The sequence below is a fragment of the Pedobacter sp. N23S346 genome (assembly GCF_048515415.1).
Classification (GTDB): Bacteria; Bacteroidota; Bacteroidia; order Sphingobacteriales; family Sphingobacteriaceae; genus Pedobacter.
On record NZ_JBLYEE010000006.1, the window covers coordinates 260922 to 276941 of the forward strand.

General features: G+C 36.7%; 18 protein-coding genes. 4 read left to right on the forward strand and 14 right to left on the reverse strand.

Going from position 1 to position 16020, the window contains the following annotated elements; translation table 11 throughout:
* Positions 1 to 44: 44 nt before the first annotated feature.
* Together ACN1CD_RS13060 and ACN1CD_RS13065 are read left to right on the forward strand one after the other, a co-directional pair.
* Positions 45 to 1070, forward strand: coding sequence for a DUF6588 family protein (locus ACN1CD_RS13060; protein ID WP_419130833.1), 1026 nt, complete (start codon positions 45 to 47; stop codon positions 1068 to 1070).
* Between the two features lie 17 nt (positions 1071 to 1087).
* Positions 1088 to 2005, forward strand: a complete 918-nt coding sequence (locus ACN1CD_RS13065) for a 1-aminocyclopropane-1-carboxylate deaminase/D-cysteine desulfhydrase (RefSeq protein WP_419130834.1) — start codon at positions 1088 to 1090, stop codon at positions 2003 to 2005.
* 1468 nt (positions 2006 to 3473) lie between these two features.
* On the opposite strand, the gene ACN1CD_RS13070 is transcribed toward ACN1CD_RS13065, so the two are convergent.
* The 12 genes from ACN1CD_RS13070 to ACN1CD_RS13125 all read right to left on the reverse strand — a co-directional run bounded on the left by ACN1CD_RS13070 (position 3474) and on the right by ACN1CD_RS13125 (position 11157).
* Positions 3474 to 3770, reverse strand: a complete 297-nt coding sequence (locus tag ACN1CD_RS13070; protein WP_419130835.1) for a GIY-YIG nuclease family protein — start codon at positions 3768 to 3770, stop codon at positions 3474 to 3476.
* A gap of 669 nt (positions 3771 to 4439) precedes the next feature.
* On the reverse strand, positions 4440 to 4937 hold the full coding sequence (locus ACN1CD_RS13075; protein WP_419130836.1) for a hypothetical protein: 498 nt from the start codon (positions 4935 to 4937) through the stop codon (positions 4440 to 4442).
* A 373-nt stretch (positions 4938 to 5310) separates the two neighbouring features.
* Positions 5311 to 5814 carry an endonuclease V gene (locus tag ACN1CD_RS13080; RefSeq protein ID WP_419130837.1) on the reverse strand — a complete coding sequence of 168 codons (504 nt, stop codon included), beginning with the start codon at positions 5812 to 5814 and terminating at the stop codon, positions 5311 to 5313.
* A gap of 14 nt (positions 5815 to 5828) precedes the next feature.
* Positions 5829 to 6158, reverse strand: coding sequence for a toxin-antitoxin system YwqK family antitoxin (locus ACN1CD_RS13085; protein WP_419130838.1), 330 nt, complete (start codon positions 6156 to 6158; stop codon positions 5829 to 5831).
* A 102-nt stretch (positions 6159 to 6260) separates the two neighbouring features.
* Entirely contained in the window at positions 6261 to 6812 is a 552-nt protein-coding gene (locus ACN1CD_RS13090) for an REP-associated tyrosine transposase (RefSeq protein WP_419130839.1), read from the reverse strand.
* A 256-nt stretch (positions 6813 to 7068) separates the two neighbouring features.
* Complete coding sequence (locus tag ACN1CD_RS13095; RefSeq protein WP_419130840.1) at positions 7069 to 7479, reverse strand: transposase; 411 nt, start codon at positions 7477 to 7479, stop codon at positions 7069 to 7071.
* 429 nt (positions 7480 to 7908) lie between these two features.
* Positions 7909 to 8379: a hypothetical protein gene (locus tag ACN1CD_RS13100; RefSeq protein ID WP_419130841.1), complete on the reverse strand. Its 471-nt coding sequence runs from the start codon at positions 8377 to 8379 to the stop codon at positions 7909 to 7911.
* Positions 8380 to 8384: 5 nt separating this feature from the next.
* A complete protein-coding gene (locus ACN1CD_RS13105) occupies positions 8385 to 8627 on the reverse strand; it encodes a hypothetical protein (RefSeq protein ID WP_419130842.1) in 243 nt (80 codons plus the stop codon).
* Between the two features lie 74 nt (positions 8628 to 8701).
* Positions 8702 to 9253: an REP-associated tyrosine transposase gene (locus tag ACN1CD_RS13110; RefSeq protein ID WP_419130843.1), complete on the reverse strand. Its 552-nt coding sequence runs from the start codon at positions 9251 to 9253 to the stop codon at positions 8702 to 8704.
* A 214-nt stretch (positions 9254 to 9467) separates the two neighbouring features.
* Positions 9468 to 9815, reverse strand: coding sequence for a hypothetical protein (locus tag ACN1CD_RS13115; RefSeq protein ID WP_419130844.1), 348 nt, complete (start codon positions 9813 to 9815; stop codon positions 9468 to 9470).
* A gap of 245 nt (positions 9816 to 10060) precedes the next feature.
* The gene (locus ACN1CD_RS13120; protein WP_419130845.1) at positions 10061 to 10387 is read right to left on the reverse strand and encodes a hypothetical protein; all 327 of its coding nucleotides are present in this window, start codon (positions 10385 to 10387) and stop codon (positions 10061 to 10063) included.
* A gap of 224 nt (positions 10388 to 10611) precedes the next feature.
* The gene (locus ACN1CD_RS13125) at positions 10612 to 11157 is read right to left on the reverse strand and encodes a transposase (protein ID WP_419130846.1); all 546 of its coding nucleotides are present in this window, start codon (positions 11155 to 11157) and stop codon (positions 10612 to 10614) included.
* A 680-nt stretch (positions 11158 to 11837) separates the two neighbouring features.
* On the opposite strand from ACN1CD_RS13125, the gene lat reads away from it, so the two are divergent.
* Together lat and ACN1CD_RS13135 are read left to right on the forward strand one after the other, a co-directional pair.
* Positions 11838 to 13169: an L-lysine 6-transaminase gene (gene lat, locus ACN1CD_RS13130; RefSeq protein WP_419130847.1), complete on the forward strand. Its 1332-nt coding sequence runs from the start codon at positions 11838 to 11840 to the stop codon at positions 13167 to 13169.
* 3 nt (positions 13170 to 13172) lie between these two features.
* Positions 13173 to 13574, forward strand: a complete 402-nt coding sequence (locus ACN1CD_RS13135; protein WP_419130848.1) for a hypothetical protein — start codon at positions 13173 to 13175, stop codon at positions 13572 to 13574.
* 75 nt (positions 13575 to 13649) lie between these two features.
* Here the strand turns inward: ACN1CD_RS13135 and ACN1CD_RS13140 are convergent, their stop codons facing one another.
* Together ACN1CD_RS13140 and bshB1 are read right to left on the reverse strand one after the other, a co-directional pair.
* Positions 13650 to 15011, reverse strand: a complete 1362-nt coding sequence (locus tag ACN1CD_RS13140) for an acyl-CoA dehydrogenase family protein (protein WP_419130849.1) — start codon at positions 15009 to 15011, stop codon at positions 13650 to 13652.
* 290 nt (positions 15012 to 15301) lie between these two features.
* Positions 15302 to 16018, reverse strand: coding sequence for a bacillithiol biosynthesis deacetylase BshB1 (bshB1, locus tag ACN1CD_RS13145; protein WP_419130850.1), 717 nt, complete (start codon positions 16016 to 16018; stop codon positions 15302 to 15304).
* Positions 16019 to 16020: the final 2 nt, after the last annotated feature.

Here is a 16020-nt window from a genome sequence, read left to right on the forward strand (position 1 = left end):
TCTAGGCTATCTTAGTGATACAAACCGTTCTAAACCATTCTACCATGAAAAACTCCTATGCTAAAGCCATCCTGGCTTTCTCGCTAATTGCGCTCGCACCGAGAGCGAATGCCCAACAAGACGTCGGAAATCTCTTCGTATCTGGTCCGGAAGATGCCACAAAATTAGTTAATGCCTACCTCGATCCTTTATACAAGGGCTTCGGACAAGGGTTAAATGATGGCTGGACCAACACCGCTAAATCAAAAGGTTTTCTGAAATTTGAAGTCAGGGTTTCCACATCCGCTGCATTTGTGCCTCAATCATCCCGAACCTATGATGTAAACACGCTGGGTTTAAGTAACATTAAGCCTGCGCTTGGTTCATCTTCAATCGGTCCAACGGCTTTTGGCAAAGATGAGGATGGCGGCCGAATGGAAGTGTATACCAGTGATGGGATTCCCACCGGAAGATTCTTCAATTTGCCACGGGGCATTGGCTTCCATGCCGTTCCTTCTCCTCAGATTCAAGCCACACTAGGCTTACCAAAAAACATCGACATCTCTTTAAGGGCGATGCCAAAAATTAATTTTGGAGACGATTTCGGAAGCATGTCGATGATTGGCGTTGGCGCGAAGATTGAGTTATTACCGCTTATTTTAGGCGAAACGGATCGGCTTATCCCGGTAGACATTGCCCTTGCCGGAGGCTTTACCCAATATAAATACAACCTGGATTTGCATATCGATAATACGTCTGATAAAAATCAACGCATAGATGCCCGCTTTAATGGCGTTAATTTCGATGCTATTGTTTCGAAGAAAATTATGTTTTTTACGCCCTTTGCAAGTATCGGTTACCAAACCGCGAAAACGAATTTGAAAGCATTGGGCACCTATAGTTTTGCCACCAGCCCGGTTACATCTGTAAGTTACGTAGATCCTGTTTCGGTCAAACAAACGGATATTGATGGGATTCGTGGAAGCTTAGGCTTTCAACTGAAATTTGGATTCTTTAAATTCTATGGTTCTTATACCCAGGCTAAATACAGCATGGTTAATGCCGGATTAGGATTTGGAATCGGAGAATAGGTAAAATTATTTCCAAATTGAATCACAAAACACCTGAAATCTTCAGGTGTTTTGTAGTTTTACACGTGTTTGAAGAAATCTATAGCCCGGTACAAAAAATCAATCTGCATCCGCTCAGCAATTTATTCATTAAAAGGGATGACCTGATTGATCCTTATATTTCTGGAAACAAGTGGCGCAAACTGAAATACATCTTGCAAAAGGCAAAGGCACAGCATAAACCCCATTTGGTTACCTTCGGAGGGGCTTATTCCAATCACCTGGTGGCAACTGCCGCCGCCGCAGCCCGATCTGGTTTGAAAGCAACCGCATTTGTAAGAGGAGAAGAAGTGAAAAACGAAATGCTTCTGATCTGTTCACTTTATGGCATGGAACTCATTTTTACAGATCGGGAGTCTTACAAAAACAAGTCGGAATTATACCAAAAGTATTATGGTTCGAATGACGACACTTATTTTATAGATGAAGGTGGTGCATCTGCAGAAGCAGTAACAGGTTGCGGTGAAATTATTACCGAACTAAAAGATACTTACGATCATATTTTCGTAGCAGCAGGAACAGGCACCACAGCAGCGGGTTTATTAAAGGGAATTCAGGAACAGGGTTTAAATACCAAACTTCATGCTATTCCTGTTTTAAAAGGTGGGGGTTTTATTGCTGATGAAATCGCCAGGTATACCGAAATTTCAAACCATTTAATTTTGCATACCGATTATCATTTTGGTGGCTATGCTAAAACCACACCCGAGCTTGTTGCTTTTATTAAAAAGTTTACCAGCGCAACGGGTGTGCTGATTGATCCTGTTTATACTTCAAAAATGTTTTTCGCAATCATTGATTTGTGTGCGCAAAATCAGATTCTTTCTACAGATAAAATTTTAGCTATACACACAGGTGGATTGCTTGGTTTGTTAGGAATGAAAGAGAAATTTTGAGTTTTGGCTTCCGAGAAATACGGGCAAGCGCTAATAATAACGATTTGGGTATCGATGTGTCGTCCTGCTGAACTGGATTCAGCATCTGTTTCGTAAATAAGCTCTGTTCTGAAATGAATCAGAATCTTACATAGAAAGGTCCTGAAATAAATTCAGGATGACGTGGCGTTTTATGAATTCTTCGAAAAATCGTCCTGCTGAACTTGATTCAGTATCTATTTTGTAAAGGTCCTACTCTGAAATGAATCAGAATCTTACATAGAAAGGCTCTGAAATAAATTCAGGATGACGTGGCGTTTTATGAATTCTTCCAAAAATCATCCTGCTGAACTTGATTCAGCATCTGTTTCGTAAATAGGCCCTGTTCTGAAATGAATTAGAATCATAGAAAGGTCCTGAAATAAATTCAGGATGACGTGGCGTTTTATGAATTCTTCGAAAAATCGTCCAACTGAACTTGATTCAGTATCTATTTTGTATAGGTCCTACTCTGAAATGAATCAGAATCTTACATAGAAAGGTCCTGAAATAAATTCAGGATGACGTGGCGTTTTATGAATTCTTCGAAAAATCGTCCTGCTGAACTGGATTCAGCATCTGTTTCGTAAATAAGCTCTGTTCTGAAATGAATCAGAATCTTACATAGAAAGGTCCTGAAATAAATTCAGGATGACGTGGCGTTTTATGAATTCTTCGAAAAATCGTCCTGCTGAACTGGATTCAGCATCTATTTCGTAAATAGGCCCTGTTCTTAAATGAATCAGAATCTTACATAGAAAGGTCCTGAAATAAATCCGATAGCTATCGGATCAGGATGACGTGGCGTTTATGAATTCTTCGAAAAATCGTCCTGCTGAACTTGATTCAGCATCTATTTCGTAAATAGGCTTTGTTCTGAAATGAATACAGAATCTTACATAGAAAGGTCCTGAAATAAATCCGATAGCTATCGGATCAGGATGACCTGGCGTTTATGAATTTTTCGAAAGATCGTCCTGCTGAACTTAATTCAGTATCTATTTTGTAAATAGGTTCTATTCTGAAATGAATCAGAATCTTAAATAGAAAGGTCCTGAAATAAATCCGATAGCTATCGGATCAGGATGACGTGGCGTTTATGAATTTTTCGAAAAATCATCCTGCTGAACTTGATTCAGCATCTATTTTGTAAATAGGTTCTATTCTGAAATGAATCAGAAACTTAAATAGAAAGGTCCTGAAATAAATCCGATAGCTATCGGATCAGGATGACCTGGCGTTTATGAATTCTTCGAAAAATCGTCCTGCTGAACTTGATTCAGCATCTATTTCATAAATAGGCCTTGTTCTGAAATGAATACAGAATCTTACATAGAAAGGTCCTGAAATAAATCCGATAGCTATCGGATCAGGATGACGTGGCGTTTTATGAATTTTTCGAAAAATCGTCCTGCTGAACTTGATTCAGCATCTTCTTAAGAAGTCATTTTTAATTATCTAAAGATAAAAAAAGGTCATCCCAGTTCTGGTTTTGAGTTTGAATCAAATTTATTTTCCATTCCCGTCTCCAGTTTTTTAATTGTTTCTCCCTGCCAATTGCTTCAGTAATGGTAGAGAATTGCTCATAGTATATTAATTTAATACAGTTGTATTTGGCAGTAAAAGATTGAGGATATTTCTTTTCACGGTGTTCAACAATCCGGGAGTATAGGTCTGATGTTACACCAATATACAACACAGTATTATTGAAGTTGGTTAATATATAAATACAGCCGCCTCTTTCCATATTTGGTTTTTATTTGAATATCTAGAATTTTAGTGAATTGCTTTATGTTTTGTAAAAAGTAGCGTCCTGCGGAACTTGATTCAGCATCTATTTCTGTAAATAGGCCCTGAAATAAATCCGATAGCTATCGGATCAGGATGACGTGGTGGCTATAGCGTTCGTATTAGTATATCGCTATGAAAGATTCGTCCTGCTGAATTTAGTTCAGCATCTTAAATTACGACTAATTTCTTAAATCAAGTTCTGCACATTACATAGAAAAGGCCCTGAAATAAATCCGATAGCTATCGGATCAGGGTGACGTGGTGGCCATAGCGTTTGCATGAGCACATCGCTATGAAAGATTCGTCCTGCTGAATTTAGTTCAGCATCTTACAACAATGGTCATAAATCCTAAATCTATCTAAGCGTTACATCCAAGCAGCCAAAATGTAACCTTTAGTACCTTTGAGCTAGTTATTTCTACTTTTAAGGTGCATTTTTGTAACCTAGAGCTACCTTTTTCTACCTCACCGCTTTGTCTTAATACCTCGGAGCGACATCTTTCTATTCTCAAGGCACCTTTTTGTACCTCAGGGCTACATCTTTCTACCCTAGAGCTACCTTTTTGTACCTCGAAGCACCAATTTAGTGCTCCAAGGTACTTTTAAATGCCAGTAGAAGGCATTTTTACAAATTAGATCCGGATTGTGGAGATTCATTAATCTGTTTACCACGCCCCGGGAAACGTTGTTTCAAATCATCATACATCACCTGTGTACCAGGAATGTCAGAACGGCTGGCACCCTTTATAGAATGATAAATCACCAAAGCAGCTTCATAAGCTTCGCTTCCCGCAACCATACCGGTATCTTCTACTGCTCTTAGCAGAATGCTTAGCTGCTGGAAAATAACATAAATATCAGCAGCTAGTTTATTGTCTTTCCTGGCTTCGGCTAAATCGACATAGTTAGGAACCAAAGTTGGGTTTTGCGAGGCATAATCGAGGGTTTTATTTACAAAGGCAAGGGTCTTATCACCCATCTTAAGTGTCGATTGGCGCTCTTCAGCAGTTAGATTGATCACTAACATCGGCGCTAAAACTGTTTTTAACTGTTGAAATGCTTCCGCAATGGCTGCAGATTGTTCTGTGGTGATTTCGATCGAAATCCTGTTGCTTAAACTCATGGTAAAGTGTTTTTAGTTAAATATTAAGGTTAATTGTTAATCCTGTTAATTTTTTATTCAAAAAATGCGGGATGAATTAACCATTTACCATGGGATAGCTGGTGGGATAATGGTTTTAATTGTGGGACTTTATTCTGATTTAAATATAGGAAATTGACATTAAATAAAGTTGTGTTTTTTAAATATTCGGGTAAGCTTGAGTATCGACTGTAAATGGCTTTATTACTTATCAGGGATTTCGTTTGGTAATATTTTTATTAAAGAGACCGCTAGAACTACGCGCTCTTTAATAAAAATCAGTATGAATTGTTATAATAATATTTCAGACGCGGCACGCGTGCTTTCGCCAGCGAGCGAAGTCAGTTAAGGTAACTTATTTTTCCTTTGTTATAGTGTCTAATTGTTTTAATAAGTGAGGTATCCTAAATACACCTGGCATTTGTAAAATAAAATCTGATGCCATACCTAGTTCAAGACCAACTGATGAAATGTATAAAGGTTTTTTACTTTTACCCCTATATATTTGTTTAACAGTTTCAATATTACCTTGATAAAAGTTCTTCGCTACTCCTATTATTGGAATCTGCTCATTTAATGTTTCCCATAGATATCCACCTAAACCAAATCTTTTATCATTATCAATATAAACATATCCATCAATAACAATAGCTTCCAGCTCATGTATACATACCTTTTCTACAATTTTTAATAGACATGGTAGTTCTCTTTTATAAAACTCGCCAGGAATATACTCAGCTGTTTCTTTAATGTATTCTATCAAAACCTCTTTTGGTTGAATATCATTCCAATTAAATAAAATCCCAACGGACTTAGCTGAACCATCATCTTTGTAGTGGACATCAAGCGCGAGTATCATTTAATAAATGTAATCTACCCTAAAATTCTGTTAATTTCATTTCCATGATCATCGAAAACTATGTGCATAAGTAAAACGCCGTTTTCATTCCAATACTTATAAGTATTATAATTTCTGTTATATCTTAGAAAATATTCTTCCTTAATTTGTCCATTTCCGTAATAAATTGTTTGTATGCCGTCAGTATAACCATCTTTAAATTCTCTTTCTCCAACTAGATTTCCATTATCATAAAATTCTTCAATTATACCTGTGAAAGGGGTTCCATTGTAATTCCACATATTACCACCACCAGCATCTATCCCTGCATATTCCAAATTACTATCATCTATATTTATTCTCATATCTATTTAATAAAGGTAACTAAATCACCTTCTGGTTTAAGTGTTCCAAAGGATCACTTAAACCTTTTTTTAAAGCCAGGTCTCCAGACCGAAATACAACCTCTAAATAAACATTATTGGCACTAAACCTCCTCTTTCTTCATAATAATCTACAGCGCTGCTATACTTATAATACTGTGCTTCTGTAACTAAACCAGCGGTAACAGGATTTTCATGCAGATAATTTAATCTTTGATCAATCATTTTATTTGTACTTAATTCTATAGGGTGGTTGTCCTGTTGCCAAAACTGGTAAACCTTGTTGTTGCTGTTTTTTGCACCAGCACGTTTAAACATCCATATCATCCAATTTTTCCTGCTTTCTTGCATATTGGTTTCTATGCTAGTAATAATCATCTTACTGGTATATTTCTTTAAATCTCTGATGATGTTAACCAATTCAAAGCCTTCTTTTGCGGTAGCTATAAGATGGGTGTGCTTGCTCATAATTACCCAACCATGCAAATTCAGTCCTTTCTCTGTTATACGGAACTTTAAGCTTTCTACAATTATCTCTTTATAACATTCTCTACTAAAAACATCTATCCAGTTTACAACAGCAAAGGTTATAAAATGTGGTATGCTACTATCGCCAAACCTATATTTTGTTGCCATGGGTAATGCATTTCATTTTTTAAATTTTATTCCCAAACAATTATTCGTAACTATTTCAGAGCTGTTTTTCAGTCGTTTTGTTTCTGCTATATCTTCAGACAAAGTCTTCGTTTTCAAGCTAAATTTAAGAGACCGCTGAAAAAGCGAACTCTTAAACCAGAGGGGTATTTCCATTTATTACGGTCTTTTTAAAAATGATTTTAAAGTTGTAATGTTAATTCCCCTCGCTGGCGCACGCGTGTCGCGTGTACCGTTTTTACCCTAACTCTTCCAATTCTATCAATCCTTTGCCTCCACTATAATCTATTGCACTGCTGTATTTCCAGTGCCAGGGCTCATCAACAAAACCTGCCGCTACCGGATTATTATGCAAATAATCTGCTTTTTGCTCAATAACAGCTGTACTCCATAATTCTATAGGTTTGTTGTTATGCTGCCAAAACTGATATCCTTTAACGTTACTACTTTTTGAACCGGCACGTTGAAACATCCAAAATATCCACTCTTTTCTACTTTCCTTGCTGTTTTCTTTAATGGCTTTTACGATTTGTTTGGATGTATATTCTTTTATCCTACCCAATAAAATATCTGGGTTATGATTTTTCGCACTGAATATCAAATGTACATGACTTGGCATAATGCACCAGCAATACAATTCGAGCCCCAAGTTTTGCCTACAATAAATTAGGCTATCTACTACAATGTCACAATATACCGGGCGAACAAATATATCTATCCAATATACGGCTGCAAAACTTACAAAATACTAGCCTTCTTTATCATGAAACTTATATTTACGGCTCATTTATTCTATGGAATATGGTTAAACTTATTACTCTATGTCATATTTACTCGTTGCTAGATATAATTCAACATACAGGGATAGACTTTAGCTATGTTCAATAATATCTTCGATTAAATATAGGAAATAGAATATGGTTAATAAGATATTTAACCACCTCGTATCCGTAAAAATACCTTAAAAATCAAAAAGACCGCGGCACTAGCGGTCTTTTAAAATGTTGTAGCTTTTATTCTCACACGCGTCACGCGTGCGCCAGCAGGGGGGCTAGCGAGGGGCTGCCAAGAAATTCTTCTAAAATGGGTTCCATCCTTTTTTTACATTATCTATTCTACCATTTATTATTTGTGGAATAGTCAAATTAGTTGGCGGCAACCATTCTTCGATTGGTTCATCATAAACTGCGTTATAAACAATTGGATTGTCCCCTTCGTCTAGATAAATAAATAACATTTGATCTCCAGGATTATATACATCTATAGCATAGAAAGGCCTGTCAATACTTTTATTATACCTAACCAAACACGACCTTACATGTTCCTGCATTTCTTGTTGCGTTTTATTTCTTCCTCTATCAAGCACACAAGTGCCACCTCCAGCTAAAAAAAGTAATTCTTTTAATACTTGAGGAAAAGACTTTCCTTCATTATACAAATTTTCTAATTGGGCTATTTCAGACAACTGAATAGATTCATTAGTCCTTTCATAAAAGGGCCCTTTTATTATCGGATTATCCATTAAATAAGTTAAATATTTTATTTCCATAACGTTTAATTTAACAACTTGTTTAATTCATCAATCGTAGTCGCCTTAGAATTTGAAAATATTTCAATATCCAAAATTTTACCTTCATTCTTAGCCAATGTTTTTAAATAAGCAAGATAGCCACGGCAGCTTGTACAAATATCTAAAGTAGATTCTATTGTTAGAACAATGCGATTACCATCATTCCAATGATTTTCAAGTAAGTTAAATATAAACTTAAGTTCTGTATCATTTAATCTTATACCCACCTCTGGTTTAAGTGTTCCAACGGATCACTTAAATCCCTTTTGAAAAACCAGGTCTCCAGACCGAAATACAGCAACTACATAAACATTATTGGCAAAAGCCCCTCCCTTTCTTCATAATATTCTACGGCACTACTGTATTTATAATATTGAGCCTCCGTAACCAACCCTGCTCTTACAGGATTTTCATGTAAATAATTCAACCTTTGTTCTATCATTTCATTCGTACTTAATTCTATTGGGTGGTTATCCTGTTGCCAGAACTGATAAACCTTATTGTTACTATTCCTTGCTCCTGCACGCTTAAACATCCATATCATCCAATCTTTTCTGCTCTCCTGTATGTTGGCCTCTATCTTGGCAATTATCATTTTACTGGTATACTTCTTTAAATCCCTAATAATGTTAACTAATTCAAAACCCTCTTTAGCAGTAGCAATTAAATGAACATGATTACTCATAATTATCCATGCATTTAAGTTTAGCCCCTTTTCAGTTATACAGAACTTTAAACTTTCTACAATTATCTCTTTATAACACTCCCTGCTAAAAACATCTATCCAGTTTACAACAGCAAATGTTATAAAATGAGGAACTCCACTATCACCAAACCTATATTTTGTCGCCATCTTTCAGTTTTTCATTGCATTGTTTTTGCTTAATTTTCAGACAAAGTCTTAGTTTCTATATTTAAGTGGCCGCTGAAACAGCGAACACTTAAACCAGTTGGGGTATAAGCCCTCTTTATTATAGAATTTGTATTTATGACTCACTGTATTTTATTATTTATTCACACGCGGCAGGCGTGCGCCAGCGAGAGTTTAACCTTTCCATTCAGCAATATCATCCCCCAGGCTCTAGAAATTCTTTCCAAGAAATTAAAATTTCTCTCATATCTATCAAGGGAATTGTTGTTTTTTCTGTTCCATTTTGCCAAATTTCAAATCCTAATGAGGTTATATGAGCATTCCAGTATTCTCCCATTCTTGAGCTCCAATCTGGATCAATAATTTGATTAAAATTATCATTTATTGCCAGATCTAAATCATTAATAAAATCAGTTAAAGTATCTACATCACGATATATATATAGGTAGGTACTTAGCCAATTGCTTTCTGAATTTAAGAATTTAATTCCTTCTACACCTTTATAAAACTCTATATTATATTGCATTAAAACTTGTTTGTTCATTTTGAAATTTAGTTAAAAATATTTTCCCTTTGGTCGGTGTTATCACCGCACCTTTAAAACATCAACCATGGGTAAAGCTAAAAGCTGCGATCTCATATTTCAAGTATACGGCTGATCTTACATTTTACTCGCTGCACGCGTGCGCCAGCAAGGGGCTCATAGGTAGTCCATATTTTTCAAACCGGCATGCGTGCGCCAACGAGGGGGGTGTGCTTTTCTATATCTCCTTTACAATGAGATAAAAGTCAATTTTCCTCTAAAAATTCTTTCCAAGAACTTAAGAGTTCTCTTAGATCATAAAGTGGCAACATTTCCGTGTCATCAAAATATAACCCATCAGCATATAATTTAGCATAAATTAAATCAGTACTTTTAGTAGTATCATCTATTAAATCGTATTGACCAGATAAGCAAAGATCAATATCATCGATATATTCCTGAATAAGTTCTGGGGCATTATATGCAGATATATAACTAGCGATATAACTTGTGGGTGTATTTGAAATTACTTTTGTTCCGTCGATCTTTTTAATAAAATTAAATCCGTATTTGTTTAAAATTTGTATATTCATTATCTCATTTAAGAAATTAGCTGGATAAATTGATTTTGACTTACTCGTTCTTATATTCCTATTATTATTGAAATTTTATTATACGTCCATTAGTAGCTTTACCAAAACATAAATTAGACATTCACTCGGTGGCGGATTTTCACATCATTTCACATTATAATTCTTCTATTTCAATTATTCCCTCGCTGGCGCACGCGTGCCGCGTGTGCATTTTCATATTACCTTTACAGTTCATCTAAATCTATCAGTCCTTTGCCTCCGCAATAATCTATTGCGCTGCTATATTTCCAATGCCAGGCCTCGTTAACAAAACCTGCCGCTACCGGATTGTCATGAAGGTAATCTGCCTTTTGCTCAATAACTACTGTACTCCACAATTCTATTGGCCTATTGTTGTGCTGCCAAAATTGATATCCCTTAACATTACTACTTTTTAGGCCTGCTCGCTTAAACATCCACAGCAGCCATTCTTTTCTACTTTCCTGACTGCTCGCTTGAATTGCCTTTACAATTTCTTTAGAAGTATATTCTTTTATCCTCCCTAGTAGAATATCTGGATTATGATTTTTTGCACTAAAAATTAAATGTATGTGACTTGGCATAATGCACCAGCAATAAAGCTCTAAGCCTAGATTTTTCTTACAGTAAATTAAGCTATCAACGATAATATCGCAGTATAAATGTCGCACAAATATATCTATCCAATATACGGTTGCAAAACTTACAAAGTATAATCCTTCCTTATTATAGAATTTGTATTTACGGCTCATTCCCTTATTTTATACATGCCTACGCTAGCGGAAGCATCTACATTTTTAATCGGGATGAATTAAACCATGGGATAGCTGGTTGGGGTAATAGTTTTAATAGGTGAATTATAATGATCTAAATATAAGAAAGTGAACGGAAATAAGATAGTACTTCTTAAATATTTCCGTTAGTTTGAGTATTATAATAAATGGATTTACTACTCATCATTGATTTCCTTTTGCTAATACTTTTATTAAAGAAACCACTAGAACTACGCTCTCTTTAATAAAAAATCAGTATGAATTGTTATAATAATATTTCACACGCGGCACGCGTGCGCTAGCATTCAATTCATAAATAATTTAATCACATCCTGAATGCCTCGTGATCTATTATTTTATATTTTCAGATGCAGCAGGAACGCGCTGGTGAGAGGATGTATATATAGATTATTAAATTGGCTCTACGATACCTGAATACATTACTTGTACAAATCAGTAATACTTATCGTTTCATCAATCATTTACTTGGTTGCTTAGCCAAAAAAGTTTTCCACATTCCCTAAGTCCAAAAGCCAATTTTGTCTATAATCATAGTTTAAACTGTTTAAACCTATTTTTTATCTAAAAACCACAAAAAGTGCTTAAATTTTGATTCCAGGCACATTTTACTAAATTTGAAATATACCAAAACCAAATTTATGTATCAATTAACCGTACCTGCCGACCAAGTTCAAGAATCATTAAGCAAGCATATATTAGCCGATGGTTTCGATCTGACCTATGATATGGAAAAAAGTCATGGAGCTTACATTTACGATGCTAAATACAACCGGACACTCCTTGATTTTTTTACCTGTTTTGCATCGGTACCCCTGGGATATAACCACCCCAAGATGGTTGATGATGAAAACTTTAAAAAGAATTTACTGCTGGCCGCTATGGCAAATCCATCTAATTCTGATGTTTACACCCAGCAATATGCACAGTTCTTAGAAACCTTCTCCAAAATTGGAATTCCTGATTATTTGCCGCATGCTTTCTTTATCGCTGGTGGCGGATTAGCAGTGGAAAATGCGATTAAAGTAGCCATGGACTGGAAAGTACAGAAAAACTTCGCCAAAGGATATACGGAGGAAAAGGGGTTCAAGGTACTGCATTTTGAAAAGGCATTCCATGGCAGAACGGGCTATACCTTAAGCCTTACCAATACCCTTCCTGATAAAACAAAATGGTTTGCTAAATTCGATTGGCCGAGAGTTTCGGTACCGGAAGTGAATTTCCCACTCTCTGGCGAGAACTTAAATCATGCCATTCAAACAGAAGAAACATCTATTGCGCAAATCAAAAAAGCCTTTAATGAAAATAAAGATGATATCTGCGCCATTATTGTAGAACCAATTCAATCTGAAGGTGGTGATAATCACTTGCGTGAAGAATTTCTGATTCAATTAAAGGCACTAGCCGATGAAAACGATGCTTTCTTAATTTACGATGAGGTGCAAACCGGTGTTGGCTTAACGGGTAAATTCTGGTGTCACCAGAACTTTAGTGAAAAGGCACGACCAGATATTATAGCCTTCGGAAAGAAAATGCAGGTTTGCGGCATATTGGTTGGGAACAAGGTTGATGAAGTAGAAAAAAATGTATTCAAAGTTCCGAGTAGAATCAATTCTACCTGGGGTGGTAACCTAGTTGATATGGTGCGTTCATCTCAAATTCTACAAATCATAGCAGATGATCAACTTTGCGAAAACGCAGCAAATGTGGGTTCGTATTTAAAAAACAACCTGGCTAATCTTGCACAAAAATTCGACAAAATGACTAACGTCCGTGGCCGTGGTTTACTGTGTTCTTTCGATTTCCCGAACAAGGACATGCGAAACACTTTTATTTCTAAAGGCCTGGAACATAATGTAATGTTTTTAGGTTGTGGTGAAAGAACCATCCGCTTCAGACCTGCACTTTGTATCGAACAAAAACATATTGACGAAGGCTTGACGGTGATGGAGAAAATATTGCCTTTATTGTAAAACATGAGCAGAAAATCAATAATTTATTCAGTTGCAGTTATCGTTTTAATTCTGGTTTTCTTTATCGTTAAAGATACATTTAACCAGCCCGGTGTCGAAAATATGAAAGCCGGCTTTACAGAAGTGGCAAAATTCAGAAATGCCAACAACACCGGGCCGGTACAACGCATTTATGTGGTAACGGTTAAAGATTCTATTTGGAAGGAACTGGAAGATTATGGCAATTTAATGCCACATACCAAATATGGAAGTACTAAGGTTTATTTCTTTATGGAAAACACAAACGTACCCAAGGCTTTGCACCCGGGCGCAGTAAATTTTGATCCGGCATTTAATAAGTCTTGTATCGCATTGTATGAAAAAAGTGCGATGAGTCAGGTGGCATTTAATAAATATCCTTTATAAAATTCCCCGCAGATCAAAAAGATAACCGCAGAAAAATTAGCGAAAATCATCTTGATCTGCGGGAGAATTTAGAGATTAAACAAATGCGGAAAATCCGGTTATAGCTCGTCCTACAATCAGCGTATTGATTTCTTTTGTTCCCTCGTAAGAATAAATCGCTTCGGCATCGGCCACGAATCTGGCTACATTATATTCAAGCAAGATTCCGTTTCCACCCATTACTTCCCTGGCTTTGCTTACCACGTCGCGCGTGCGCAATGAGCAGAAAACCTTCGCCAATGATGCGTGTTCATCTTTCAATAATCCTTGATCCTGCAATTGTGAAAGCCTGAAACATAAAGTTTGCATAGCCGTTAAATTAGAAAGCATTTCTACCAAATGGTTTTGAATTAACTGGAAGGAAGCGATTGGTTTCCCGAATTGCTTCCGGGTTCGGGTGTATTCCAAAGCATTTTCATAAGCCCCACGTGCGCAGCCTACTGCTTGCCAGGCCACTCCAGCCCTCGTCATTTGCAAAACCTTTGCTGTATCTTTAAATGAGTTCGTATTTTGTAAGCGATCTATTTCTTCCACTTCGCAATTGGTTAAGGTGATGATTCCATTTTGAACAATCCGCAAGGCCATTTTATCCTGCATTTTCTCTACTGCAAAGCCCGGATTATCTTTTTTCACGATGAAGCCTTTTACTTCACCGTCTCCTTCATCACGTGCCCAAATGATTAATATATCTGCAAAAGTTGCATTGCCAATCCACTTTTTCTGTCCGTTCAAAACCCACTTCTCCCCTACTTTTTTGCAGGTTGTGGTTAAACCTCCGGCAGCTGCTGATCCAACTTCTGGCTCTGTCAAACCGAAAGCACCAATAATTTTAAATTGTTGCATTAACGGAAGCCATTGCTGTTTCTGGGCTTCTGAGCCGCAAAGATAAATAGAGCCCATCGCCAGGCCACTTTGCACACCAAAAAAAGTAGATATAGAGGTATCAATCCTGGCCATTTCCATTGCCAGAATTCCCTCCATTAAATTGGATTTCCCCGGACAACCATAACCTTGATAGGTTAAGCCACAGATATTCAGCTCAGCGAGTTTCGGAATAATTTCAAACGGAAATTCTGCTTTATTCCAATAGTGATTTACAATAGGTTTGACTTCCTTCTCTAAAAATGCACGAACCTTTAACTGCAACTGGCGATCTTCATCCTTCAAAGCTTCGTCTCCGAGATGGTAGAAGTCGCCCTCAATTGGAGGCAACTCCTTCTTTTTACCCGATCCGCCCATCATTTTCATCATCCCCTGAATTTGTTTTTCATCCAGATTGGAAATCGTTTCGACCATTTTTAGTAGATCTACTTTTCTGGATAGCGCATCCAACTTATCGAAATCTACATGTTTGAAAAGATGGTACGCATTTTTGAGTGAAGAGAATATATTCGCCATTATTATTCGTTTAAAGAGTAACAAACGAGTTGAGATTTTGTTGGACTTGCGAGTTTAACCGCAAAGTGCGCAAAGTATCACGCAAAGAAAAGAAGAAGAAATGCTTTGACTGTATCGACAAAAGATAACATCAAATAATCTATTGATTTTAATTCTGCACCCGGCTTTGCGTTCTTTGCGATTTACTTCTATTTCTTTGCGGTTAAATTTCAACCTAATAATCAACTTGCCATCCGGCTTTGCGTCCTTTGCGATTTACTTCTTTTTCTTTGCGGTTAATAAAAATGCAGTTACTTCAAATCAAACAAATCATCCACACCCAATAACTTCCTCGAAGTAAAACCTTCCCCAAACGTAGCGCCAATGCTTTTACCGAATTCTCTGGAGCGACCAATCACTGTTTCGAAAAATTCTGGTGAGGATATATAAGTTTGCAAATCCTCTACATCGGGATTATAGAATTGTGTTTTGAAGGCCTTAATGGATTCAATTTTTTGATCCATGTGCTCAGAAATATCAACAATAATATCTGGCCTTAAATAACGGTCTTGAATATACTGCAACAATAATCTCGGCCGATGAGCAGCTTGTTTCACCCCATCAACTTCCGTTTCTATCTTTGGTAAACCAGAAAGGAAAACCGAATCATAAACCAAATCACCGGCCCTGCCATGATCAGGATGGCGATCCTCCAGCGCATTGCTTAAAATAATTTCTGGTTCGTATTTTCTGATTGCCTTAATCACTTCCAGGCGATGAAATTCATCATTCTGAAAAAAACCATCTCTGAAACGAAGATTTTCACGGGCGTGTAAACCTAAAATTCTGGCAGAATCTGCAGCTTCTTCATCTCTGGTTTCAGCAGTTCCGCGGGTACCGAGTTCGCCTCTGGTTAAATCTACAATGCCAACTTTTTTACCCAACGCAATGTGTTTTAAAATTGTTCCTGAACAGCAAAGTTCTGCATCATCAGGATGTACAGCTATCACTAAAATATCTAGTTTCATGA

Bases quoted from the DNA above. Each gene is read 5' to 3' on its own strand.
- ACN1CD_RS13060 (WP_419130833.1), top strand. From the start codon at position 45: ATGAAAAACTCCTATGCTAAAGCCATCCTGGCTTTCTCGCTAATTGCG.
- ACN1CD_RS13070 (WP_419130835.1), bottom strand. From the start codon at position 3,770: ATGGAAAGAGGCGGCTGTATTTATATATTAACCAACTTCAATAATACT.
- ACN1CD_RS13075 (WP_419130836.1), bottom strand. From the start codon at position 4,937: ATGAGTTTAAGCAACAGGATTTCGATCGAAATCACCACAGAACAATCT.
- ACN1CD_RS13080 (WP_419130837.1), bottom strand. From the start codon at position 5,814: ATGATACTCGCGCTTGATGTCCACTACAAAGATGATGGTTCAGCTAAG.
- ACN1CD_RS13085 (WP_419130838.1), bottom strand. From the start codon at position 6,158: ATGAGAATAAATATAGATGATAGTAATTTGGAATATGCAGGGATAGAT.
- ACN1CD_RS13090 (WP_419130839.1), bottom strand. From the start codon at position 6,812: ATGGCAACAAAATATAGGTTTGGCGATAGTAGCATACCACATTTTATA.
- ACN1CD_RS13100 (WP_419130841.1), bottom strand. From the start codon at position 8,379: ATGGAAATAAAATATTTAACTTATTTAATGGATAATCCGATAATAAAA.
- ACN1CD_RS13110 (WP_419130843.1), bottom strand. From the start codon at position 9,253: ATGGCGACAAAATATAGGTTTGGTGATAGTGGAGTTCCTCATTTTATA.
- ACN1CD_RS13115 (WP_419130844.1), bottom strand. From the start codon at position 9,815: ATGAACAAACAAGTTTTAATGCAATATAATATAGAGTTTTATAAAGGT.
- ACN1CD_RS13120 (WP_419130845.1), bottom strand. From the start codon at position 10,387: ATGAATATACAAATTTTAAACAAATACGGATTTAATTTTATTAAAAAG.
- ACN1CD_RS13125 (WP_419130846.1), bottom strand. From the start codon at position 11,157: ATGAGCCGTAAATACAAATTCTATAATAAGGAAGGATTATACTTTGTA.
- lat (WP_419130847.1), top strand. From the start codon at position 11,838: ATGTATCAATTAACCGTACCTGCCGACCAAGTTCAAGAATCATTAAGC.
- ACN1CD_RS13135 (WP_419130848.1), top strand. From the start codon at position 13,173: ATGAGCAGAAAATCAATAATTTATTCAGTTGCAGTTATCGTTTTAATT.
- ACN1CD_RS13140 (WP_419130849.1), bottom strand. From the start codon at position 15,011: ATGGCGAATATATTCTCTTCACTCAAAAATGCGTACCATCTTTTCAAA.
- bshB1 (WP_419130850.1), bottom strand. From the start codon at position 16,018: ATGAAACTAGATATTTTAGTGATAGCTGTACATCCTGATGATGCAGAA.